13 protein-coding genes are annotated in these 16,349 nt (G+C 64.8%); 8 read left to right on the top strand and 5 right to left on the bottom strand.

The window, feature by feature from the left end; translation table 11 throughout:
• The first annotated feature begins 234 nt into the window (after window positions 1-234).
• Window positions 235-2,331 (top strand): DNA topoisomerase IV subunit B, encoded by a 2,097-nt coding sequence (locus Q1J95_RS03015; protein WP_300265788.1) that lies wholly within the window; start codon window positions 235-237, stop codon window positions 2,329-2,331.
• A gap of 77 nt (window positions 2,332-2,408) precedes the next feature.
• On the opposite strand, the gene Q1J95_RS03010 is transcribed toward Q1J95_RS03015, so the two are convergent.
• The gene (locus Q1J95_RS03010) at window positions 2,409-4,853 is read right to left on the bottom strand and encodes a DNA topoisomerase IV subunit A (RefSeq protein ID WP_300265787.1); all 2,445 of its coding nucleotides are present in this window, start codon (window positions 4,851-4,853) and stop codon (window positions 2,409-2,411) included.
• 92 nt (window positions 4,854-4,945) lie between these two features.
• Between Q1J95_RS03010 and Q1J95_RS03005 the strand changes: the two genes are divergently transcribed.
• A complete protein-coding gene (locus tag Q1J95_RS03005) occupies window positions 4,946-6,022 on the top strand; it encodes an alkaline phosphatase family protein (RefSeq protein ID WP_300265786.1) in 1,077 nt (358 codons plus the stop codon).
• Between the two features lie 12 nt (window positions 6,023-6,034).
• On the opposite strand, the gene sepH is transcribed toward Q1J95_RS03005, so the two are convergent.
• Window positions 6,035-7,093 carry a septation protein SepH gene (gene sepH, locus Q1J95_RS03000; RefSeq protein ID WP_300265785.1) on the bottom strand — a complete coding sequence of 353 codons (1,059 nt, stop codon included), beginning with the start codon at window positions 7,091-7,093 and terminating at the stop codon, window positions 6,035-6,037.
• Window positions 7,094-7,291: 198 nt separating this feature from the next.
• Between sepH and Q1J95_RS02995 the strand changes: the two genes are divergently transcribed.
• On the top strand, window positions 7,292-7,585 hold the full coding sequence (locus Q1J95_RS02995) for a DUF4193 domain-containing protein (protein WP_300265784.1): 294 nt from the start codon (window positions 7,292-7,294) through the stop codon (window positions 7,583-7,585).
• A gap of 84 nt (window positions 7,586-7,669) precedes the next feature.
• On the opposite strand, the gene Q1J95_RS02990 is transcribed toward Q1J95_RS02995, so the two are convergent.
• Window positions 7,670-8,152, bottom strand: a complete 483-nt coding sequence (locus Q1J95_RS02990) for a DUF3093 domain-containing protein (protein ID WP_300265783.1) — start codon at window positions 8,150-8,152, stop codon at window positions 7,670-7,672.
• Window positions 8,153-8,164: 12 nt separating this feature from the next.
• Here Q1J95_RS02990 and dut point away from each other — a divergent pair, with 12 nt between their 5' ends.
• The 5 genes from dut to dxs all read left to right on the top strand — a co-directional run bounded on the left by dut (window position 8,165) and on the right by dxs (window position 15,109).
• Window positions 8,165-8,614: a dUTP diphosphatase gene (gene dut / locus Q1J95_RS02985; protein WP_300265782.1), complete on the top strand. Its 450-nt coding sequence runs from the start codon at window positions 8,165-8,167 to the stop codon at window positions 8,612-8,614.
• Window positions 8,611-9,201 (top strand): DUF3710 domain-containing protein, encoded by a 591-nt coding sequence (locus Q1J95_RS02980; RefSeq protein ID WP_300265781.1) that lies wholly within the window; start codon window positions 8,611-8,613, stop codon window positions 9,199-9,201. Before dut ends, Q1J95_RS02980 begins: the two co-directional genes overlap by 4 nt.
• A complete protein-coding gene (locus tag Q1J95_RS02975) occupies window positions 9,198-9,950 on the top strand; it encodes a DUF3159 domain-containing protein (protein WP_300265780.1) in 753 nt (250 codons plus the stop codon). Before Q1J95_RS02980 ends, Q1J95_RS02975 begins: the two co-directional genes overlap by 4 nt.
• A gap of 151 nt (window positions 9,951-10,101) precedes the next feature.
• Complete coding sequence (locus Q1J95_RS02970) at window positions 10,102-12,933, top strand: aconitate hydratase (RefSeq protein WP_300265779.1); 2,832 nt, start codon at window positions 10,102-10,104, stop codon at window positions 12,931-12,933.
• A gap of 235 nt (window positions 12,934-13,168) precedes the next feature.
• The gene (gene dxs, locus Q1J95_RS02965) at window positions 13,169-15,109 is read left to right on the top strand and encodes a 1-deoxy-D-xylulose-5-phosphate synthase (RefSeq protein WP_300265778.1); all 1,941 of its coding nucleotides are present in this window, start codon (window positions 13,169-13,171) and stop codon (window positions 15,107-15,109) included.
• 23 nt (window positions 15,110-15,132) lie between these two features.
• Here dxs and Q1J95_RS02960 read toward each other — a convergent pair whose 3' ends face one another.
• A complete protein-coding gene (locus tag Q1J95_RS02960) occupies window positions 15,133-15,663 on the bottom strand; it encodes a hypothetical protein (RefSeq protein ID WP_300265777.1) in 531 nt (176 codons plus the stop codon).
• Entirely contained in the window at window positions 15,660-16,337 is a 678-nt protein-coding gene (locus tag Q1J95_RS02955; RefSeq protein ID WP_300265776.1) for a TetR/AcrR family transcriptional regulator, read from the bottom strand. Before Q1J95_RS02955 ends, Q1J95_RS02960 begins: the two co-directional genes overlap by 4 nt.
• Between the last annotated feature and the right edge of the window lie 12 nt (window positions 16,338-16,349).

The raw sequence follows: 16,349 nt of genomic DNA, 5'->3' as shown, positions 1-16,349 counted from the left end.
GCGCTCAGACGGTACTCGACAGTGGAGGTCTCACGTTCGGTTGTAGCGTTCATCTCGGTGCCTCCTCGGGTATCGGCGTCGGTTTGTGATGTGCTCAATACAACCACGCGAAGCTGTATGGCATGCCGGGAAGGCGGCGTGTTTCGCTCACCGCGTACGCACGGCGCGCGAGCATACCGCCGGTGGGGAGTGTCTGCGCGCCGTGATCGGCATGCGCGAATAGAATTGATCTTTGTGACCGCCGAGTATTCCGCACATCATCTTCAGGTACTTGAAGGCCTCGAAGCGGTTCGCAAGCGACCCGGCATGTACATCGGCTCCAACGGCTCACCGGGCCTCATGCACTGCCTGTGGGAGATCATCGATAATGCCGTGGATGAGGCCGTTGCCGGAAACGGCTCTCGGATCGAGGTCATCTTGCACGCCGACGGCAGCGTCGAGGTGCGCGACCGTGGGCGCGGCGTGCCCGTGGACATCGAACCACGCACGGGCCTGAGCGGGGTCGAGGTCGTCTTCACCAAGCTGCACGCGGGTGGAAAGTTCGGCGGCGGCTCGTACGCGGCTTCCGGCGGTCTGCACGGTGTCGGTGCTTCGGTGGTCAACGCGCTGTCCGAACGGCTCGATGTCGAGGTCGACCGTGGCGGTAAAACCTACGGCATGTCGTTCCACCGTGGTGAGCCCGGAGTCTTCACAGACGCCGGTGACAAGCGGCCGGACGCACCGTTCACACCGTTCGAGAAGAGCAGCGAACTGCAGGTCGTCGGCAAGGCACCGCGCGGTGTCACCGGAACGCGCGTGCGTTACTGGGCCGATAGGCAGATTTTCACAAAGGATGCCGCCTTCCAACTGGGCGAGCTCGAAACGCGCGCACGACAGACGGCCTTTCTCGTTCCGGGGCTCGAGATCGTCATTCGTGATGAGCGTGGGGTCGCTGGCGAGGAGGATGCGGATCCGACAGAATCGGCCTACCTCTACCAGGGGGGAATCTCCGAGTTCGTCGACTATCTCGCGATCGACCCTCCCATCACCGACACCTGGCGCGTCCAGGGGACAGGGACTTTCACCGAGACGGTGCCGGTGCTGCAAGCTGACGGCCATATGGTCTCCACCGAGGTCGAGCGCGAATGCCGCGTCGACCTGGCGATGCGCTGGGGCACCGGCTACGACACGGTCACGCGTTCGTTCGTGAACATCATCGCCACGCCCAAGGGCGGCACCCACCAACAGGGTTTCGAACAAGAGCTGCTGAAGGTGCTGCGCGCGCAGGTCGATCAGAACTCTCGCCGGCTCAAGGTCGGCAACGACAAGGTCGAGAAGGACGATGTGCTGGCCGGGCTCACCGCGGTTCTCACCGTCGAGGTTCCCGAGCCGCAGTTCGAAGGACAGACCAAAGAGGTTCTCGGCACGCCAGCTGTACGCCAGATCGTCGCCCAGGTGCTGCGCAAAGAGCTCGGCGCTCGGTTCGCGTCGAACAAGCGCGACGACAAGAACCAGGCCAGCCAGCTGCTTGAGAAGGTCGTCTCCGAGATGAAGGCGCGCGTCTCTGCGCGCGCCCACAAAGAGACTCAGCGACGCAAGAACGCGCTGGAGTCGTCGTCTCTTCCCAGTAAGCTCGTCGACTGCCGATCGAACGATGTCGAGCGAACCGAGCTGTTCATCGTCGAGGGTGACTCTGCTCTCGGAACCGCGCGCCGTGCTCGCAACAGCGAGGTACAGGCGCTGCTGCCCATCCGAGGAAAGATCCTCAACGTTCAGCGCGCATCGATCGGTGACATGCTCTCCAACGCCGAGTGCGCAGCCATCATCCAGACGATCGGCGCCGGTTCCGGTCGCACCTTCGACATCGAAGCAGCACGTTACGGAAAGATCATTCTGATGAGCGATGCCGACGTGGACGGCGCGCACATCCGAACGCTGCTGCTGACGCTGTTCTTCCGGTACATGCGGCCGCTGATCGAAGAGGGACGAGTGTTCGCCGCTGTTCCGCCGCTGCATCGTGTGATCGTCATTAACCCTGGTTCGAAGCCGAACGAGACGATCTACACCTACAGCGAGCAAGAACTGCATACGCTGCTGACCAAGCTTCGCCGGTCGAACAAGCGCTGGCACGAACCGATCCAGCGTTACAAAGGCTTGGGCGAGATGGATGCCGATCAGCTCGCGAACACCACGATGGATAAGTCAGGAAGGTTGTTGCGCCGGGTTCGGGTAGAGGATGCCGAGGCCGCAGGCCGCGTGTTCGAACTGCTGATGGGCAACGAGGTCGCGCCACGCCGCGAGTTCATCGTCGACTCGTCAGACCAGCTCTCGCGGGAGTCGATCGACGCCTGACAGCGGCGTCGCTGCCCGCCACTGTCCCGATTCGGCGTAGTCGGGCTCGCTTGGCGTCACGCGTGTCAGGGAACGCGTCAACCGCCGAGGAGCGTGCCCACCGAGCCGATCACGGCGTCCAGCAGCTGTCCCGAGGCATCCCGCTTCGCACCGGTCTCCGGGAGTGTGCGCGCTGAACCGTCGCTACCCACCGCGAGGGCGTTCGACGGGCCGGCCCACGCCAGTCGCAATCGATCTTCGCCCTTCAAGAACGCATGAGCTCGCACACCACCGGTGGCGCGGCCCTTGGCAGGGAACTCGGTGAACAGTGAGACCTTCGCGCGGCCGGTGTCGGTTCCCGCGATCGTGCCGCCAGCGCCTGAGATCGTCACGACGACCGCATCGTCGGGGCTCGTCACGACCGAGAACGCGATGACCTCCGCGTCGGAAGAGAGCTTGACCCCCGCCATGCCGCCGGCGGCTCCGCCCTGCGGACGCACCGCGGATGCAGAAAAGTGCAGCAGGCGCGCGTCGGAGGAGATGAAGACGAGTTCGTGCGTATCGGGGGCGGGTGCCGCACCCACGACCGCGTCGCCGGGCTTCAGGCCGATCACCTCGGTCTCGGGTCGCACAGCGAGAGCGCTCGGCACGATGCGCTTGACGACACCGGCACGCGTTCCGATCGCGAACGGGGTGTCGTCGTCGAACCGCAACAGACCGATGACGCGCTCGCTCTTGTCCAGCAGGCCGACGTAATCACGCAGGGCGACGCCTGCCGACAGATGCACCGAAGAGGAGGGCGCCGACGGCAGATCGACGGGGGAGAATCGCAGCACGCGTCCGGCCGTGGTGACAGCTCCGATCTCGCTGCGCGTCGTCGTCGTCATCGTCGTCAGGACGGCATCGTGCTTGCTGCGGCGCGGCGCCGGCGACAGCGACTGGCCATCCGCAAGGTCGACGCGCACCGCTTTTCCCGTCGTCGACAGGACGACGACGGTCGGTGTGTCGGCAATCTGCAGGTCGACGGGCGTCTTCGAGCTGCGCGGCTTCGGGGGAGCGGCGTTGAGCAGCAGCGTACGGCGGGGGGTGCCATAGGCCTCTGCGGCGGCGTCCAGTTCACGCGCGACCTGCGCACGCAACAGAGCTTCGCTCCCCAGCAGTTCGCGCAGTTCGGCGATCTCGGCCTGAAGTTTGTCGCGCTCGGCTTCCAGCTCGATGCGCGAGAACTTCGTCAGACGCCGAAGCCGAAGCTCCAGGATGTACTCGGCCTGCAGCTCGGACAGATCGAAGATCTGCTGCAATCGGTCGCGAGCCTGTTCAGAGTCGTCCGATGAACGAATGACCTGAATGACCTCGTCGATGTCGAGGATCGCGATCAGCAGACCCTCGACAAGGTGCAGGCGCTCTTCACGGCGTGCGAGACGGAACCGGCTACGACGCGTGATCACGTCGATCCGGTGGCCGACGTAGACGCTCAGCATCTCTTTCAGCCCGAGCGTGCGCGGCTGCCCGTCGACAAGGGCGACGTTGTTGATGCTGAAGGAGTCTTCCAGCGGTGTGAGTCGGTAAAGCTGTTCGAGCACGGCATTCGGATCGAAGCCGGTCTTGATGCCGATCTGCACTCGAAGACCGTTTGCTCGATCAGTGAAGTCATCGACGTCACTGATGCCCTGGAGCTTCTTGGCCTGAACGGCGTCGCGAATCTTCTCGATCAGTCGTTCCGGGCCCACCATGTAGGGGAGCTCAGTGACGATGATGCCGGTGCGTCGCGGCCCGATCGGCTCCACGGACACTTTGCCGCGCACGCGCAACGCGCCACGTCCGTTGGCATAGGCGTCCTTCACGCCGTCGAGACCCATGAGGATGCCGCCAGAGGGGAAGTCCGGCCCCGGCACGAACTCCATGAGTTCTTCTGTCGAGGCATCCGGATTCTCAAGCAGGTGTGTGGCGGCGGCGACGACCTCGATGAGGTTGTGCGGCGCCATGTTCGTCGCCATGCCGACCGCGATACCGCTCGCGCCATTGACCAGCAGGTTCGGGAACGCCGCCGGCAGCACGGAAGGCTGCTGGAATTGCCCGTCATAGTTCGGGACGAAGTCGACGACGTCCTCATCCAGGCTCTCGGTGAGTGCGAGGGCGGGCGGGGCGAGCCGCGCCTCGGTGTAGCGAGACGCCGCGGGACCGTCATCGAGTGAGCCGAAGTTGCCGTGACCGTCGACGAGCGGCACACGCAGGGCGAAATCTTGCGACAGGCGCACGAGGGCGTCATAGATCGCGGAATCGCCATGCGGGTGAAGCTTTCCCATGACCTCGCCGACGACACGGGCGCTCTTGACGTGGCCGCGATCCGGGCGGAGCCCCATCTCTGCCATCTGATAGAGGATGCGTCGCTGCACAGGCTTCAGGCCGTCACGCGCATCGGGCAGCGCGCGGGAGTAGATCACCGAGTACGCGTACTCGAGGAAAGACCCCTGCATCTCGTTGGACAGATCGATGTCCTGGATTCGCTCCTCGACGGGCTCGGCGGATTCGGTGCTCGGCATGGACTTCCTGAGTGGTGCGGGGCCTGTGAAAGACTGATCGGGTGTCCTTCATATTACCGGCCACCCCTGCGTCATCCCGGAGCCTGACCGGGGTGGCGGGCGACCTGATCGCGAGTCTGCAGGGCAGCGACGGCGCACTGCGACCGGCTCGATCGGTCGTGTTGATCGTGCTCGACGGCTTGGGCGCGATCCAGTTGCGCGGGCACGCCGGACACGCACGGCATCTGACGTCCGGAGTGGGGAAGAAGGATGTCGCGTATTCCGTGTTTCCCACCACCACGGCGGCGGCTCTGACGAGCGCGCTCACCGGTGTTGAGCCGGGCATACACGGACTCGTCGGGTACAACGTCCTCGATCATGAGAGCGACGTCCTCGTCAATCAACTCTCGGGGTGGGATGGCCACGGCATTGACCCCACTACCTGGCAGCCTGAGCCGACTGTCTTCGAGCAGGCTGGCGATCTCGGCATCGCAAGCTTCGCCGTCGGCATCGCAGCCTATGCGAACAGCGGTTTCACCCGAGCCACGCTCCGCGGTGCGAGTTTCGTGTCGGCACAGACCCCGGCGGAACGCGTCGCAATCGCTTACCAACTCGCCGCGGATCAACCCGGGTCGCTCGTGTACTGCTACCTGCCCGAAGTCGATAAGGCCGGGCATAGACATGGGGTGGCGTCAGAGGGCTGGCTGCATGCGCTGGAAGAACTCGATGCGGCCGTCTCCGTGACCCCGCCGCGCGGTGTCGGTGTGTTGATCACAGCCGATCACGGCATGATCGATGTTCCTGCCCACCGGCACACGGTCCTGGACGGCGGTGACGCACGGCTGGATGGGGTGCGTCACTTCGGTGGGGAACCGCGCATGCTCCATCTCTATGTTGAAGCGGATGCCCTGCCGGATGCCGTCGTGCAGGCATGGCGCCGTGAATCCGGGCGAGACGCCGATGTGCTGAGCCGTGAGGAGGCGATCGGCGCCGGGCTGTTCGGCCACCGCGTGACCGAAGAAGCCCGTGCGCGTATCGGCGATGTCCTCGTTCTCGCGCGGGGCAACAGGGCGTTCTATGACGGAACAGCCGCCGACCAGCGCGGCCGCGGGATGGTCGGCCAGCACGGCGCCCTCACGCCAGAAGAACGACAGGTGCCCTATATCCGACGCGGTGCGTTCGCCGCGTGATGACGCGACCGCTCAGTCGTCTGTGCGGGCTCCGAAGACGATCTCGTCCCAGGAGGGCATTGCACCTCGGCGGCGGCGGCGTCCCGAGCTCTCGTTGCTCTGTCCTTCTCGAACGGGTTCTGTGCCCCGATCATCGGCCTGGTCGTCGGTCTCAAGCGCGTCGAAGAGTGCGATGGGGGTGTCGTCTCTGTGGTTCCCCGGTGTACCGGATGACGGAACATCGTCATCGACCAGCGGTGCGCTCTCGCGCTGTCCGCGGCGACGGCGCAGGGCCTCCAACAGATCGGCGGTCTCGGCACTCGTGACCGACTCATCGGGCGCGCGTTTCATCGCCGCATCCTGCACGGCCGGACCGGAACGCTCTGGCACCTGGAGCTCATCGCCGTCCTCATCGGTCGGCGGGAGCAGCCGGGGACCGAATGCGCCGGAGTCGAATCGACTGTCGTCCTTGTACGGCGATGCCGTGCGCTCGCTGTCTACCGCGCGTAGACGCGGAATGAGGCCCTCGGGCAACGACCCCTGGCGCGAGAGTTGGGTGGCGTCTGCGTTGAGCGGCGAGAGCGCGTTGTGCCGGGCTTCGAAGCTCCAGCGCGCGTCGTGGGCGACCTCGTTCGCGGTGAACTCCAGCTTGACGATCCAGCCGGATTCTTCCTTCCAGCTCGCCCAACGCTCGCCCGTGGCGCTGAGGTCGGCGAGTTTCGAGCGGATCGCGGCGCCGAAGGTCGGCTGGGCAGCAGGCTCGACCTCGCTCCCGATCAGGACGGGTACAGACAGTGCCTGGCCGATGACGTGTTCACGCTCGGCGAGGACGGGACCCTCGAAACGGGCGACCTCGTCAACGGCGATTCCCAGCAGTTCCGCGGCCTCGGCCGCGGTGAGTCCCGAGCGGATGTGTGCCTGAATCTCCCGGGGACTGGCCGTGGGCCGGGGAGCCTCGTCAGTCTGCTTGCGGCGGGCACGACGGATCTCACGCTGCAGCACCTCGTCGATGGCGAGAGCGAATCGGTCGCCCGAGCCGTTGGCGAGGATCAGCAGGTCGTCTTCGGTGCCGACGATAGTGACGTTTTCCATGCGTATGCCCCTCTGATGGGTGTTGGTTCATCGTGTCACGAAGGAGCTGAACAAGTCGGGAATACACCGGGCGTGCCGCGAGTTTGATCAGACGCACGCGAGGGCATTTGCGAAATCTCTTCACGTCGTGCAAACTATGCCCGCCGCATACCCGTCGGCGACCCGCCCACTAGCACCATGAAAGTGGAGACTTACCGCATGGCAACCGACTACGACGCCCCCCGAAAGAGCGAAGACGACTCCGAGTCGATCGAAGCCCTGAAGGAGCGTGTGCCGGACAAATTGTCTGGCACGACCGGCGACGAGGACGCCGATAACCCCTCGAGTTTCGACCTCCCCGGCGCAGACCTTTCTGACCTCGAGCTCGACGTCGTCGTGCTTCCTGCCCAGCAGGACGAGTTCACGTGCATGAGCTGTTTCCTCGTGAAGCACCAGTCGCAGCTCGATCACGATGGCCCGGATGGCCCGATCTGCAAGGAGTGCGCTGCCTGATAGCAGCCACGATCACGCTCGCGCCCCAGCCGGTCGGCTCGGGGCGCGTTGTCGTGTTAACGCGGCGCGTTGGCTCGGTGAGTGCTAGCGGGTGACGGATGCGGCCCGCTTGGCCGCATCGATCGCCGCGGCCAGTCGGTCAGGCGTACGCGTCGAAATCGTCCAGGCGGTGACCGAGTCGTTCGGATCGATGTTCTCGACGACGACGATGCCATCGATTCCGCCGCGAATCAGATGCCATCCTCGGGCAGGAAGTGCCGGACCCCGAGCCGCACGGGCTTGCTCACCGGTGACCGCGGTGATCTCGCCGAGCCACCGGGCGTCGATTCGGGCGCGGCCCGCGCGAACGATCGTCTCCTCGACATGAATCGTCGGTGACGCCGCTATGAGCACGGTGATCACGGCGACGCCGGCCGCGGCACCGATCAGCAGGGCGGGCAGCGAGCCCAGCGGAGTGAAGGTCAGCGCCACCATCGGTCCGACGACGGCAGCTGTCACCAGGAGCCACAGGCTCGGCGAAAGCCGTTCGCGGTAGCGAACGCGTGTGTCAGAGCGAAGGTTCTGCATTAGCCTCGTGGGGTGAGTGATTCTGTCGATCTCCCCATTATCGCCTCTGTGCTGCCGTACTACGCCCACCCCGGTGATGCCGGAGCAGACCTCGTGGCCGCTGAAGCCGTGCACCTCGGCCCCGGCCAGCGTGCGCTCGTGCCTACCGGGGTGCGCATCGCGCTTCCCGACGGCTATGCGGCATTCGTGGTGCCCCGTAGCGGGCTGGCCGCCAAACACGGCATCACGATCGTCAACTCACCGGGCACTGTCGATGCGGGCTACCGTGGCGAGATCAAAGTGAACTTGCTGAACACCGATAGCGAGATCGCGTACGATGTGGCGGTCGGGGACCGGATCGCTCAGCTGATCATCATGCCGGTCGCCAGGGCGAAGTTCGTTCCCGTCGACGAGTTGCCCGAAAGCTCGCGCGGCGCGGCTGGCTTCGGTTCCACCGGATATCAGGCAGGAGAGACGATATGACCGAAGAGATCACCCCGCCGACGTCGAAATCGGCGCCGGAGGACCGTTCCTCGGGCGGCCCCTTCGATGAGGCAGAGGCGAATCCGGTACGCCCGTACATCGATCTGGGCGGTATCAAGATTCTTCCCCGCGAAGGACTGAATCTCCGCCTCGAAGTTGAAGAGCAGACCAAACGCATCGTCGCGGTCGGCCTGGACTACGCCGATTCCTCCCTGCAGGTTCAGCCCTTTGCAGCACCGCGCACACTCGGCCTGTGGCACGAGACGCGCATGCAGCTTGTCGATCAGGTCCGTCAGCAGGGCGGCCGCGTGGAGGAGCGCGAGGGTCCCCTCGGCAAAGAGCTGCTGGCGGAGGTGCCGGCTCCTGCCTCAGAGGGATCGGAGCTTCGCCTCGCCCGTTTCGTCGGCGTCGATGGGCCGCGCTGGTTCCTGCGCGGCGTGATCGGGGGAGCAGCAGCCTCAGACCCCGACGCGGCCGCGCAGGTCGAGGATCTGTTCCGCTCGATCGTCGTGGTGCGCGGCGGAACGCCGATGCCTCCGCGTGATCTCATCCCGCTGAAGATGCCGGCCTCACCGGGCACGCCGTGAGCGAGGACGAACGCTCAGACGAATCGAGGCAGGCCGACGCAGAACAACCCAGCACATCCGATGTGCTCGGTGCGGCGCTGGGAAGCGCAGCGCGTCGCGCGGGGATCGATCCCCGTGGCGGTGAAAGCACGCAGAAGGTTGTCTGGTCGGCGATGGGCGGATGGCGCGGCATACTCGAGTCCGTCCTGCCGAGCCTGGCATTCGTGGTGCTGTTCACGATCCAGCCTGAACCGTTGATCCTCCCGTTGGGAGTGTCGGTCGGACTCGCCGCCGTGTTCACGGTGATCAGACTGCTGCAGAAGTCCCCTCCGGCTGCGGCTATCGGTGGCCTTGTTGCGGCGGCCGCAGCAGCCGCACTCGCGCTTTTCACCGGCCGTGGCCAGGACAACTTCATCCTCGGTTTCATCACGAACACCGCCTACGGCTCCGCTCTGTTGATCTCAGCCCTGGTCGGCTGGTCGCTCATCGGCCTCGCTGCGGGCTTCTTGACGGGGGAGGGAACCGCGTGGCGACGCGATCGCCGTAAACGTCGCGCGTACTTCTGGCTCACCATCGCCTGGGCCGTGCTCTTCGCCGCGCGCCTTGCCGTTCAACTGCCGCTGTACTTCGCTGGAGATGTCACCGCGCTCGGCACGCTGAAGCTCGTGATGGGATTGCCGCTGTTCGCGCCGATGATCGCGGTCACCTGGCTTGTGGTGCGCGCGCTGCATCCGAGCGCGTCGCGCGCAGAAGACATCTCAGAGGCGTGATAGATTTATCTTGACATCAAGATAAATTTGTGCGCTTTCGCAGAAGCGCCGCGAGGCGCAGAATGTTAGGTGTGCCTTGCTGGCAGCCAGCGTCGTAGGCGAGCAAGATGGAGTCGCCTGTCGCTCCCACAGACAAGAAGGAGACGGATTCGTGTCCACGGTGAACAGCTTCGGTGCCAAGAGCACCCTGACGGTCGGCAGCACCGACTACGAGATCTTCCGCCTAGACACCGTTCCGGGCCACGAGAAGCTTCCGTTCAGCCTCAAGGTTCTCCTCGAGAATCTGCTTCGCACCGAAGACGGTGCGAACGTGACCAAGGCTCAGATCGAAGCGCTCGGCTCCTGGGATGCCACGGCAGAGCCCAACACAGAGATCCAGTTCTCACCTGCCCGTGTGGTCATGCAGGACTTCACGGGTGTGCCCTGCATCGTCGATCTGGCCACCATGCGCGAAGCGGTGACGGCCCTCGGCGGCGATCCGAACAAGATCAACCCGCTCTCGCCGGCAGAGATGGTGATCGACCACTCGGTCATCGCCGATCTGTTCGGCACCGACAACGCCCTCGAGCGCAACGTCGAGATCGAGTACGAGCGCAACGGCGAGCGTTACCAGTTCCTGCGCTGGGGGCAGACCGCTTTCAACGACTTCAAGGTCGTTCCCCCGGGGACCGGCATCGTCCATCAGGTGAACATCGAGCACCTGGCGAAGGTCATCTACGATCGCACGAACAGCGGCGTGCTGCAGGCCTACCCCGACACCTGTGTCGGCACAGACTCGCACACCACGATGGTCAACGGCCTCGGCGTTCTCGGCTGGGGCGTCGGCGGAATCGAGGCAGAGGCGGCCATGCTCGGCCAGCCCGTGTCGATGCTCATCCCGCGCGTGGTCGGCTTCAAACTCACCGGCGACATCCCGGCGGGCGTCACGGCCACCGACGTCGTGCTCACCATCACCGACATGCTGCGCAAGCACGGCGTGGTCGGCAAGTTCGTCGAGTTCTACGGCGCCGGTGTGGCATCCGTGCCCCTGGCCAACCGCGCCACGATCGGCAACATGAGCCCGGAGTTCGGCTCGACCGCGGCGATCTTCCCGATCGACGACGTGACCACCGAGTACCTGCGTCTGACCGGTCGCGACGAGCAGGCCATCGCCCTCGTCGAGGCATACGCGAAGCTGCAGGGTCTGTGGCACGACCCGGCCAACGAGCCGGTCTTCAGCGAGTACATGGAGCTCGACCTCAGCACCGTGGTGCCATCGATCGCCGGGCCGAAGCGTCCGCAGGACCGCATTCTCCTCTCCGAGGCGAAGACGCAGTTCGAGCAGGACATCGTCAACTATGCCGAGCCGAGCACGTCGGAGTCACTGGTCGATCTCGAGTCGAAGCATTCCTTCCCGGCGTCTGATCCGGGCTCAGCCCCGGGGGACGAAGATCACGACACGCGTCCGGTGCATATCTCCAGCGGCGTCAACGGCACGTCCAAGCCGGTTCCCGTGACCACCCCCGATGGCGAGAGCTACATCCTCGATCACGGTGCCGTGACGCTGGCCGCGATCACCTCGTGCACCAACACCTCGAACCCATCGGTCATGATGGCCGCCGGTCTGCTCGCGCGCAAGGCGCGACAGAAGGGTCTCAAGCAGAAGCCCTGGGTCAAGACCACGCTCGGGCCCGGATCGAAGGTCGTCACCGATTACTACGAGAAGTCAGGCCTCGACAAAGATCTCGAAGGCCTCGGGTTCTACACCGTCGGCTACGGCTGCACGATCTGCATCGGCAACTCCGGTCCGCTCATCGACGAAGTCTCGGCAGCGATCAACGATCACGACCTGGCCGTCACCGCGGTGCTCTCCGGTAACCGCAACTTCGAGGGCCGCATCAGCCCAGACGTCAAGATGAACTACCTGGCCTCGCCGCCACTCGTCGTCGCCTACGCGCTGGCTGGGTCGATGCACTTCGACTTCGACAACGACCCGTTGGGAACCGACAACGATGGCAACGAGGTGTTCCTCAAGGACATCTGGCCGAGCCCGGCTGAGATTCAGGAAGTGATCGACTCGTCGATCTCGCGCGAGCAGTTCATCAACCAGTACGCAACCGTCTTCGACGGAGACGAGCGTTGGACGAGCCTGCCCACGCCTACCGGACCGGTCTTCGAATGGGATGAGAAATCGACGTACGTGCGTCGTCCTCCCTACTTCGAGGGCATGACGATGGAACTGACACCGATCGCAGACATCACCGACGCCCGTGTGCTGGCGACTCTGGGCGACTCGGTCACCACCGACCACATCAGCCCCGCCGGAAACATCAAGATCGGCACCCCTGCGGCGAAGTACCTCGAAGAGCACGGTGTGCGGCAGAAGGACTTCAACTCGTTCGGCTCGCGCCGTGGCAACCACGAGGTGATGATCCGCGGCACGTTCGCGAACATCCGCTTGAAGAATCAGCTGGTGCGCGCGGTCAATGACGGCAACGAGGTCGAAGGCGGATATACCCGTGACTTCACTCAGGCTGGCGGTCCGCAGTCGTTCATCTATGATGCAAGTCAGAACTACCAGGCTGCCGACACCCCGCTGGTGATCTTCGGTGGCAAGGAATACGGTTCTGGTTCCTCGCGCGACTGGGCCGCCAAGGGCACGAGCCTGCTGGGCGTGAAGGCCGTCATCACGGAGAGCTTCGAGCGAATCCACCGGTCGAACCTCATCGGTATGGGCGTCGTCCCGCTGCAGTTCCCCGCGGGGGAGAGCTGGGAGTCGCTGGGGCTCGACGGTACCGAGGTCGTCTCGATCACGGGCCTGGAGGAGCTGAACAACGGCACGACGCCGAAGACGGTTCACGTCACCGCTGCGCCGAGCGAACACTCGCCCGAGGGCAAGCAGACGGTCGAGTTCGACGCGGTCGTCCGTATCGACACCCCCGGTGAAGCCGACTACTACCGCAACGGCGGCATTCTGCAGTACGTGCTGCGTTCGCTCGTGTAATCGCTGAAGCGACAAGCGTCCCGTCTGGCATCAGCCAGGCGGGACGTTTCCGTGCCACGGGCACAGATGCGGCACGCCGCCGAGCTGAATGGTGCGGGGACGCCCGCGGCACAAAGCGCCCGTCCGGTGAGCTTTCCATCACCGTCGCTCGGAGTATTCCCGGCGTACCGCGGTAAGATCGAACCACTGTCGCCGTTGATTCTCGGCGACCGGACCAGACGTTCAGGAGGTGCCGATGCCCATTCTTCACGGCATCATGCGGCCAGAGGATCTCAACCCGCTCAGCGCCTCCCAGCTCGAGGAGCTCGCAGGCGAGATCCGAACATTCCTCATCGAGAACGTCTCGAAGACCGGCGGTCACCTCGGCCCGAACCTCGGCGTCGTCGAGCTCACGATCGCGCTTCACCGCGTGTTCGAATCTCCGGACGACCCGATCATCTTCGACACCGGACACCAATCATATGTGCACAAGCTGCTCACCGGCAGACAGGACTTCTCCGCGCTGCGCGTGCGTGGCGGGCTTGCCGGGTACCCTCAGCGGTCCGAGAGTCCGCACGATGTCGTCGAATCCTCACACGCCTCCAGTTCCCTGAGCTGGGCGGACGGCGTCTCGCGTGCGCTGGCGGCCACAGGGCGCGATGACCGCCATGTCGTCGCAGTCGTCGGCGACGGGGCACTGACCGGTGGTATGACGTGGGAAGCCCTCAACAACATCACCGACGACAACGATCGCAACCTCGTCATCGTCGTCAATGACAATGGTCGGTCCTATGCACCGACGATCGGGGGGATGTCGCGCTACCTCAACAAGGTGCGCACCGCAGCGGCCTACAAAGACCTGCATCACCGCTCCGACCGGTTTTTCCGGCTGTTCGGGCCGATGGGCCGTGCCCTGTTCCGCGGCGTACGCGGCGGAACGCACGGCTTCCTCTCACGTTTCACCAATAACGAGGCGCTGTATTCCAATCTCGACATCAAGTATCTGGGGCCGGTCGACGGCCATGACATCGGCGCGCTCATCGAGACGCTCGAGTTGGCGAAATCATACGGTGCTCCTGTCCTGGTGCATGCGATCACCGAGAAGGGGCGCGGGTATCAGCCGGCCCGCGAAGACGAGGCGGATCAGTTCCACGCGGTCAATCGCATCGATCCCGCGACGGGCGAGCCGCTCGCCAGCAGCGCGCGTGGTTGGACGGATGTCTTCTCCGAAGCGTTGGTCGATGTCGGCCAGCGCGACGAGAGTGTGATCGCGATGACCGCGGCGATGCTTCGCCCCACGGGCCTAGCGCCATTCGCCGAACGATTCCCCGATCGTGTCTATGACGTAGGAATCGCCGAGCAGCATGCCGTTGCCGCTGCAGCCGGTCTCGCGTTCGGAGGCCTGCACCCCGTCGTGGCGATGTACGCCACGTTCATGGGCCGCGCCTTCGATCAGGTGCTGATGGATGTCGCTTTGCACAAGGCCGGCGTGACGTTCGTGCTCGACCGCGCTGGCGTCACAGGACCGGATGGTCCGAGTCATCATGGTATGTGGGATCTGGCGATGTTGCAGATCGTGCCGCATATCCGTATCGCCGCCCCACGAGACGCTTCTCGCCTGGCAGAGGCCCTCGATGAGGCCGTGGACGTTGATGATGCGCCGACAGTCATTCGTTTCCCCAAGGGCGCTGTCGCTGAAGACGTGCCGGCCATCGAGCGCTTGACCGACGGCGTCGACGTGCTCTCACGAGGCGAGAGCGAGGATGTGCTCATCGTTGCGATCGGGCCGTTCGCAGCTCTCGCGATGGACGTCTCGAAGCGCCTGCGAGCGCAGGGAATCGGGGCGACCGTCATCGATCCGCGCTGGGCGATTCCCGTGCAGCCGTCGATCGTCTCTCTGGCCAGACAACACCGCCTGGTCATCACACTGGAAGACGGCATCCGTGTCGGCGGCATCGGCACACGCGTTCGCCAGGTGCTACGTGAGTCCGGTGTCGATACCGCGGTGGACGAGCTCGGGCTGCCCGATGAATTCATCGATCATGCGTCGCGCGATCAGATCTTGACGGATGCCGGGCTCACCGCGTCCAAGATCGCGCAGGATATCGTCGCACAGGTACTCGGAACACGCATCCCGGTCGCGCGTCATGCGGGCGAGACCGGCACGATCGGTCTTCCCCTGCACCAGCGCCATTGACTGTCCTCGCGGAGGTCAGAGCGTCAGACGGCGTCCTCGACGAGAGCATCCGGGTCGGCGCGTCGCGGCCGGGTCACGCGCCACACCGTCCAGCCCCAACCACCCACGATTGAAACAGCGCACACGGCCGCAACGAACCACGGAAACCAGGTCGAGAAGACCACGGCGAGATCGCTCTGCGCGACGAGCGCGGCAACGCCGCCCACGACCAGACCAAGCAACGCACCAATGGCCGCGTAGGCGAGCGCGTGGATGCTCAAGCGTGACGTATGCGCGAGCCGTCGTGCGAACAGATGAACAAGCGGTGCCGTCACAAGAGTCACGACGCCCGAGACGATGCCGCCGATCGGCACGCCGAACATCAGATAGAGGGCAATCATCGACAGCGGCGAGCCCCAGGCGCCCCCGGACTGCAGTGCAGCCGAGACGGTGAGGTAGACGGTCAGTATGGCCATGAACAGGAGCCAGGCGGCCAATGCGCCGCGGCAGAACTCCGCCCCGGTGAAGCCCATCGGCTTCTCGGGCGTGCGAATCGGCGCGTGCGGCGTGCTCATGAGCTGACTTCGGCGACCAGAGTCAACAGTTCGCGCGATGCCGCGTGAATGCCGGGAACCCGGACGAAGGGCAACGCGAGAGCGAGCATCTTCAATCCGGCGTCGAGAAGCCTCCGTGTCTGCGGGCCATGAGCGGATTGCTCGTAGCTCCAGCGCAGCACGAGGGAGAGATAGCCGACGAAGAGGGCGTTCGGCAGCAGCGCGACGATGTCTGCCGGCACCCGGTGCTGCGCACCGTCGACTGCCTCGTGAAACAGCGAGACAGTCATATCCCTGGCCGAGGCCGACTCGTCAGACAGCGGGTTGATCGGCGACTCAGGCGGCACCATCGCCGTGAGAAACCCCGGGGCCACACGGTGATACGGGGCGACGGCTTCCAGCCCGGTGTCGAAGACGACCCGGAGGCGGTTCACGAGCCCGGTTGTCTCGGCCAGGCGAGGTCGAGCAAGCAGGGCGTGGTCGTGTTGAACACGCACATAGAGCTCCTGCACCAGGTGGGTCTTGGACGGGTAGTAGTAGTAGGCGTTGCTCGCCGACACACCGGCATCCTCAGCAATCGCGCGCATCGTGGTGTCGGCGTAGCCGCGCTCCACGAAAGAGGCGAGCGCCGCGTCGCGGATCCTCGCACGTGTCTGATCGCTCTTGGACGTGCGGGTCGCACTCGATTCGAACATGTTCAAAAACTA

The organism is Microbacterium sp., from assembly GCF_029263575.1.
In the GTDB taxonomy this organism is placed as follows: Bacteria; Actinomycetota; Actinomycetes; order Actinomycetales; family Microbacteriaceae; genus Microbacterium.
The sequence above is the reverse complement of the archived record's forward strand: the minus strand, read 5'-3'. Positions and strand labels throughout refer to the sequence as shown.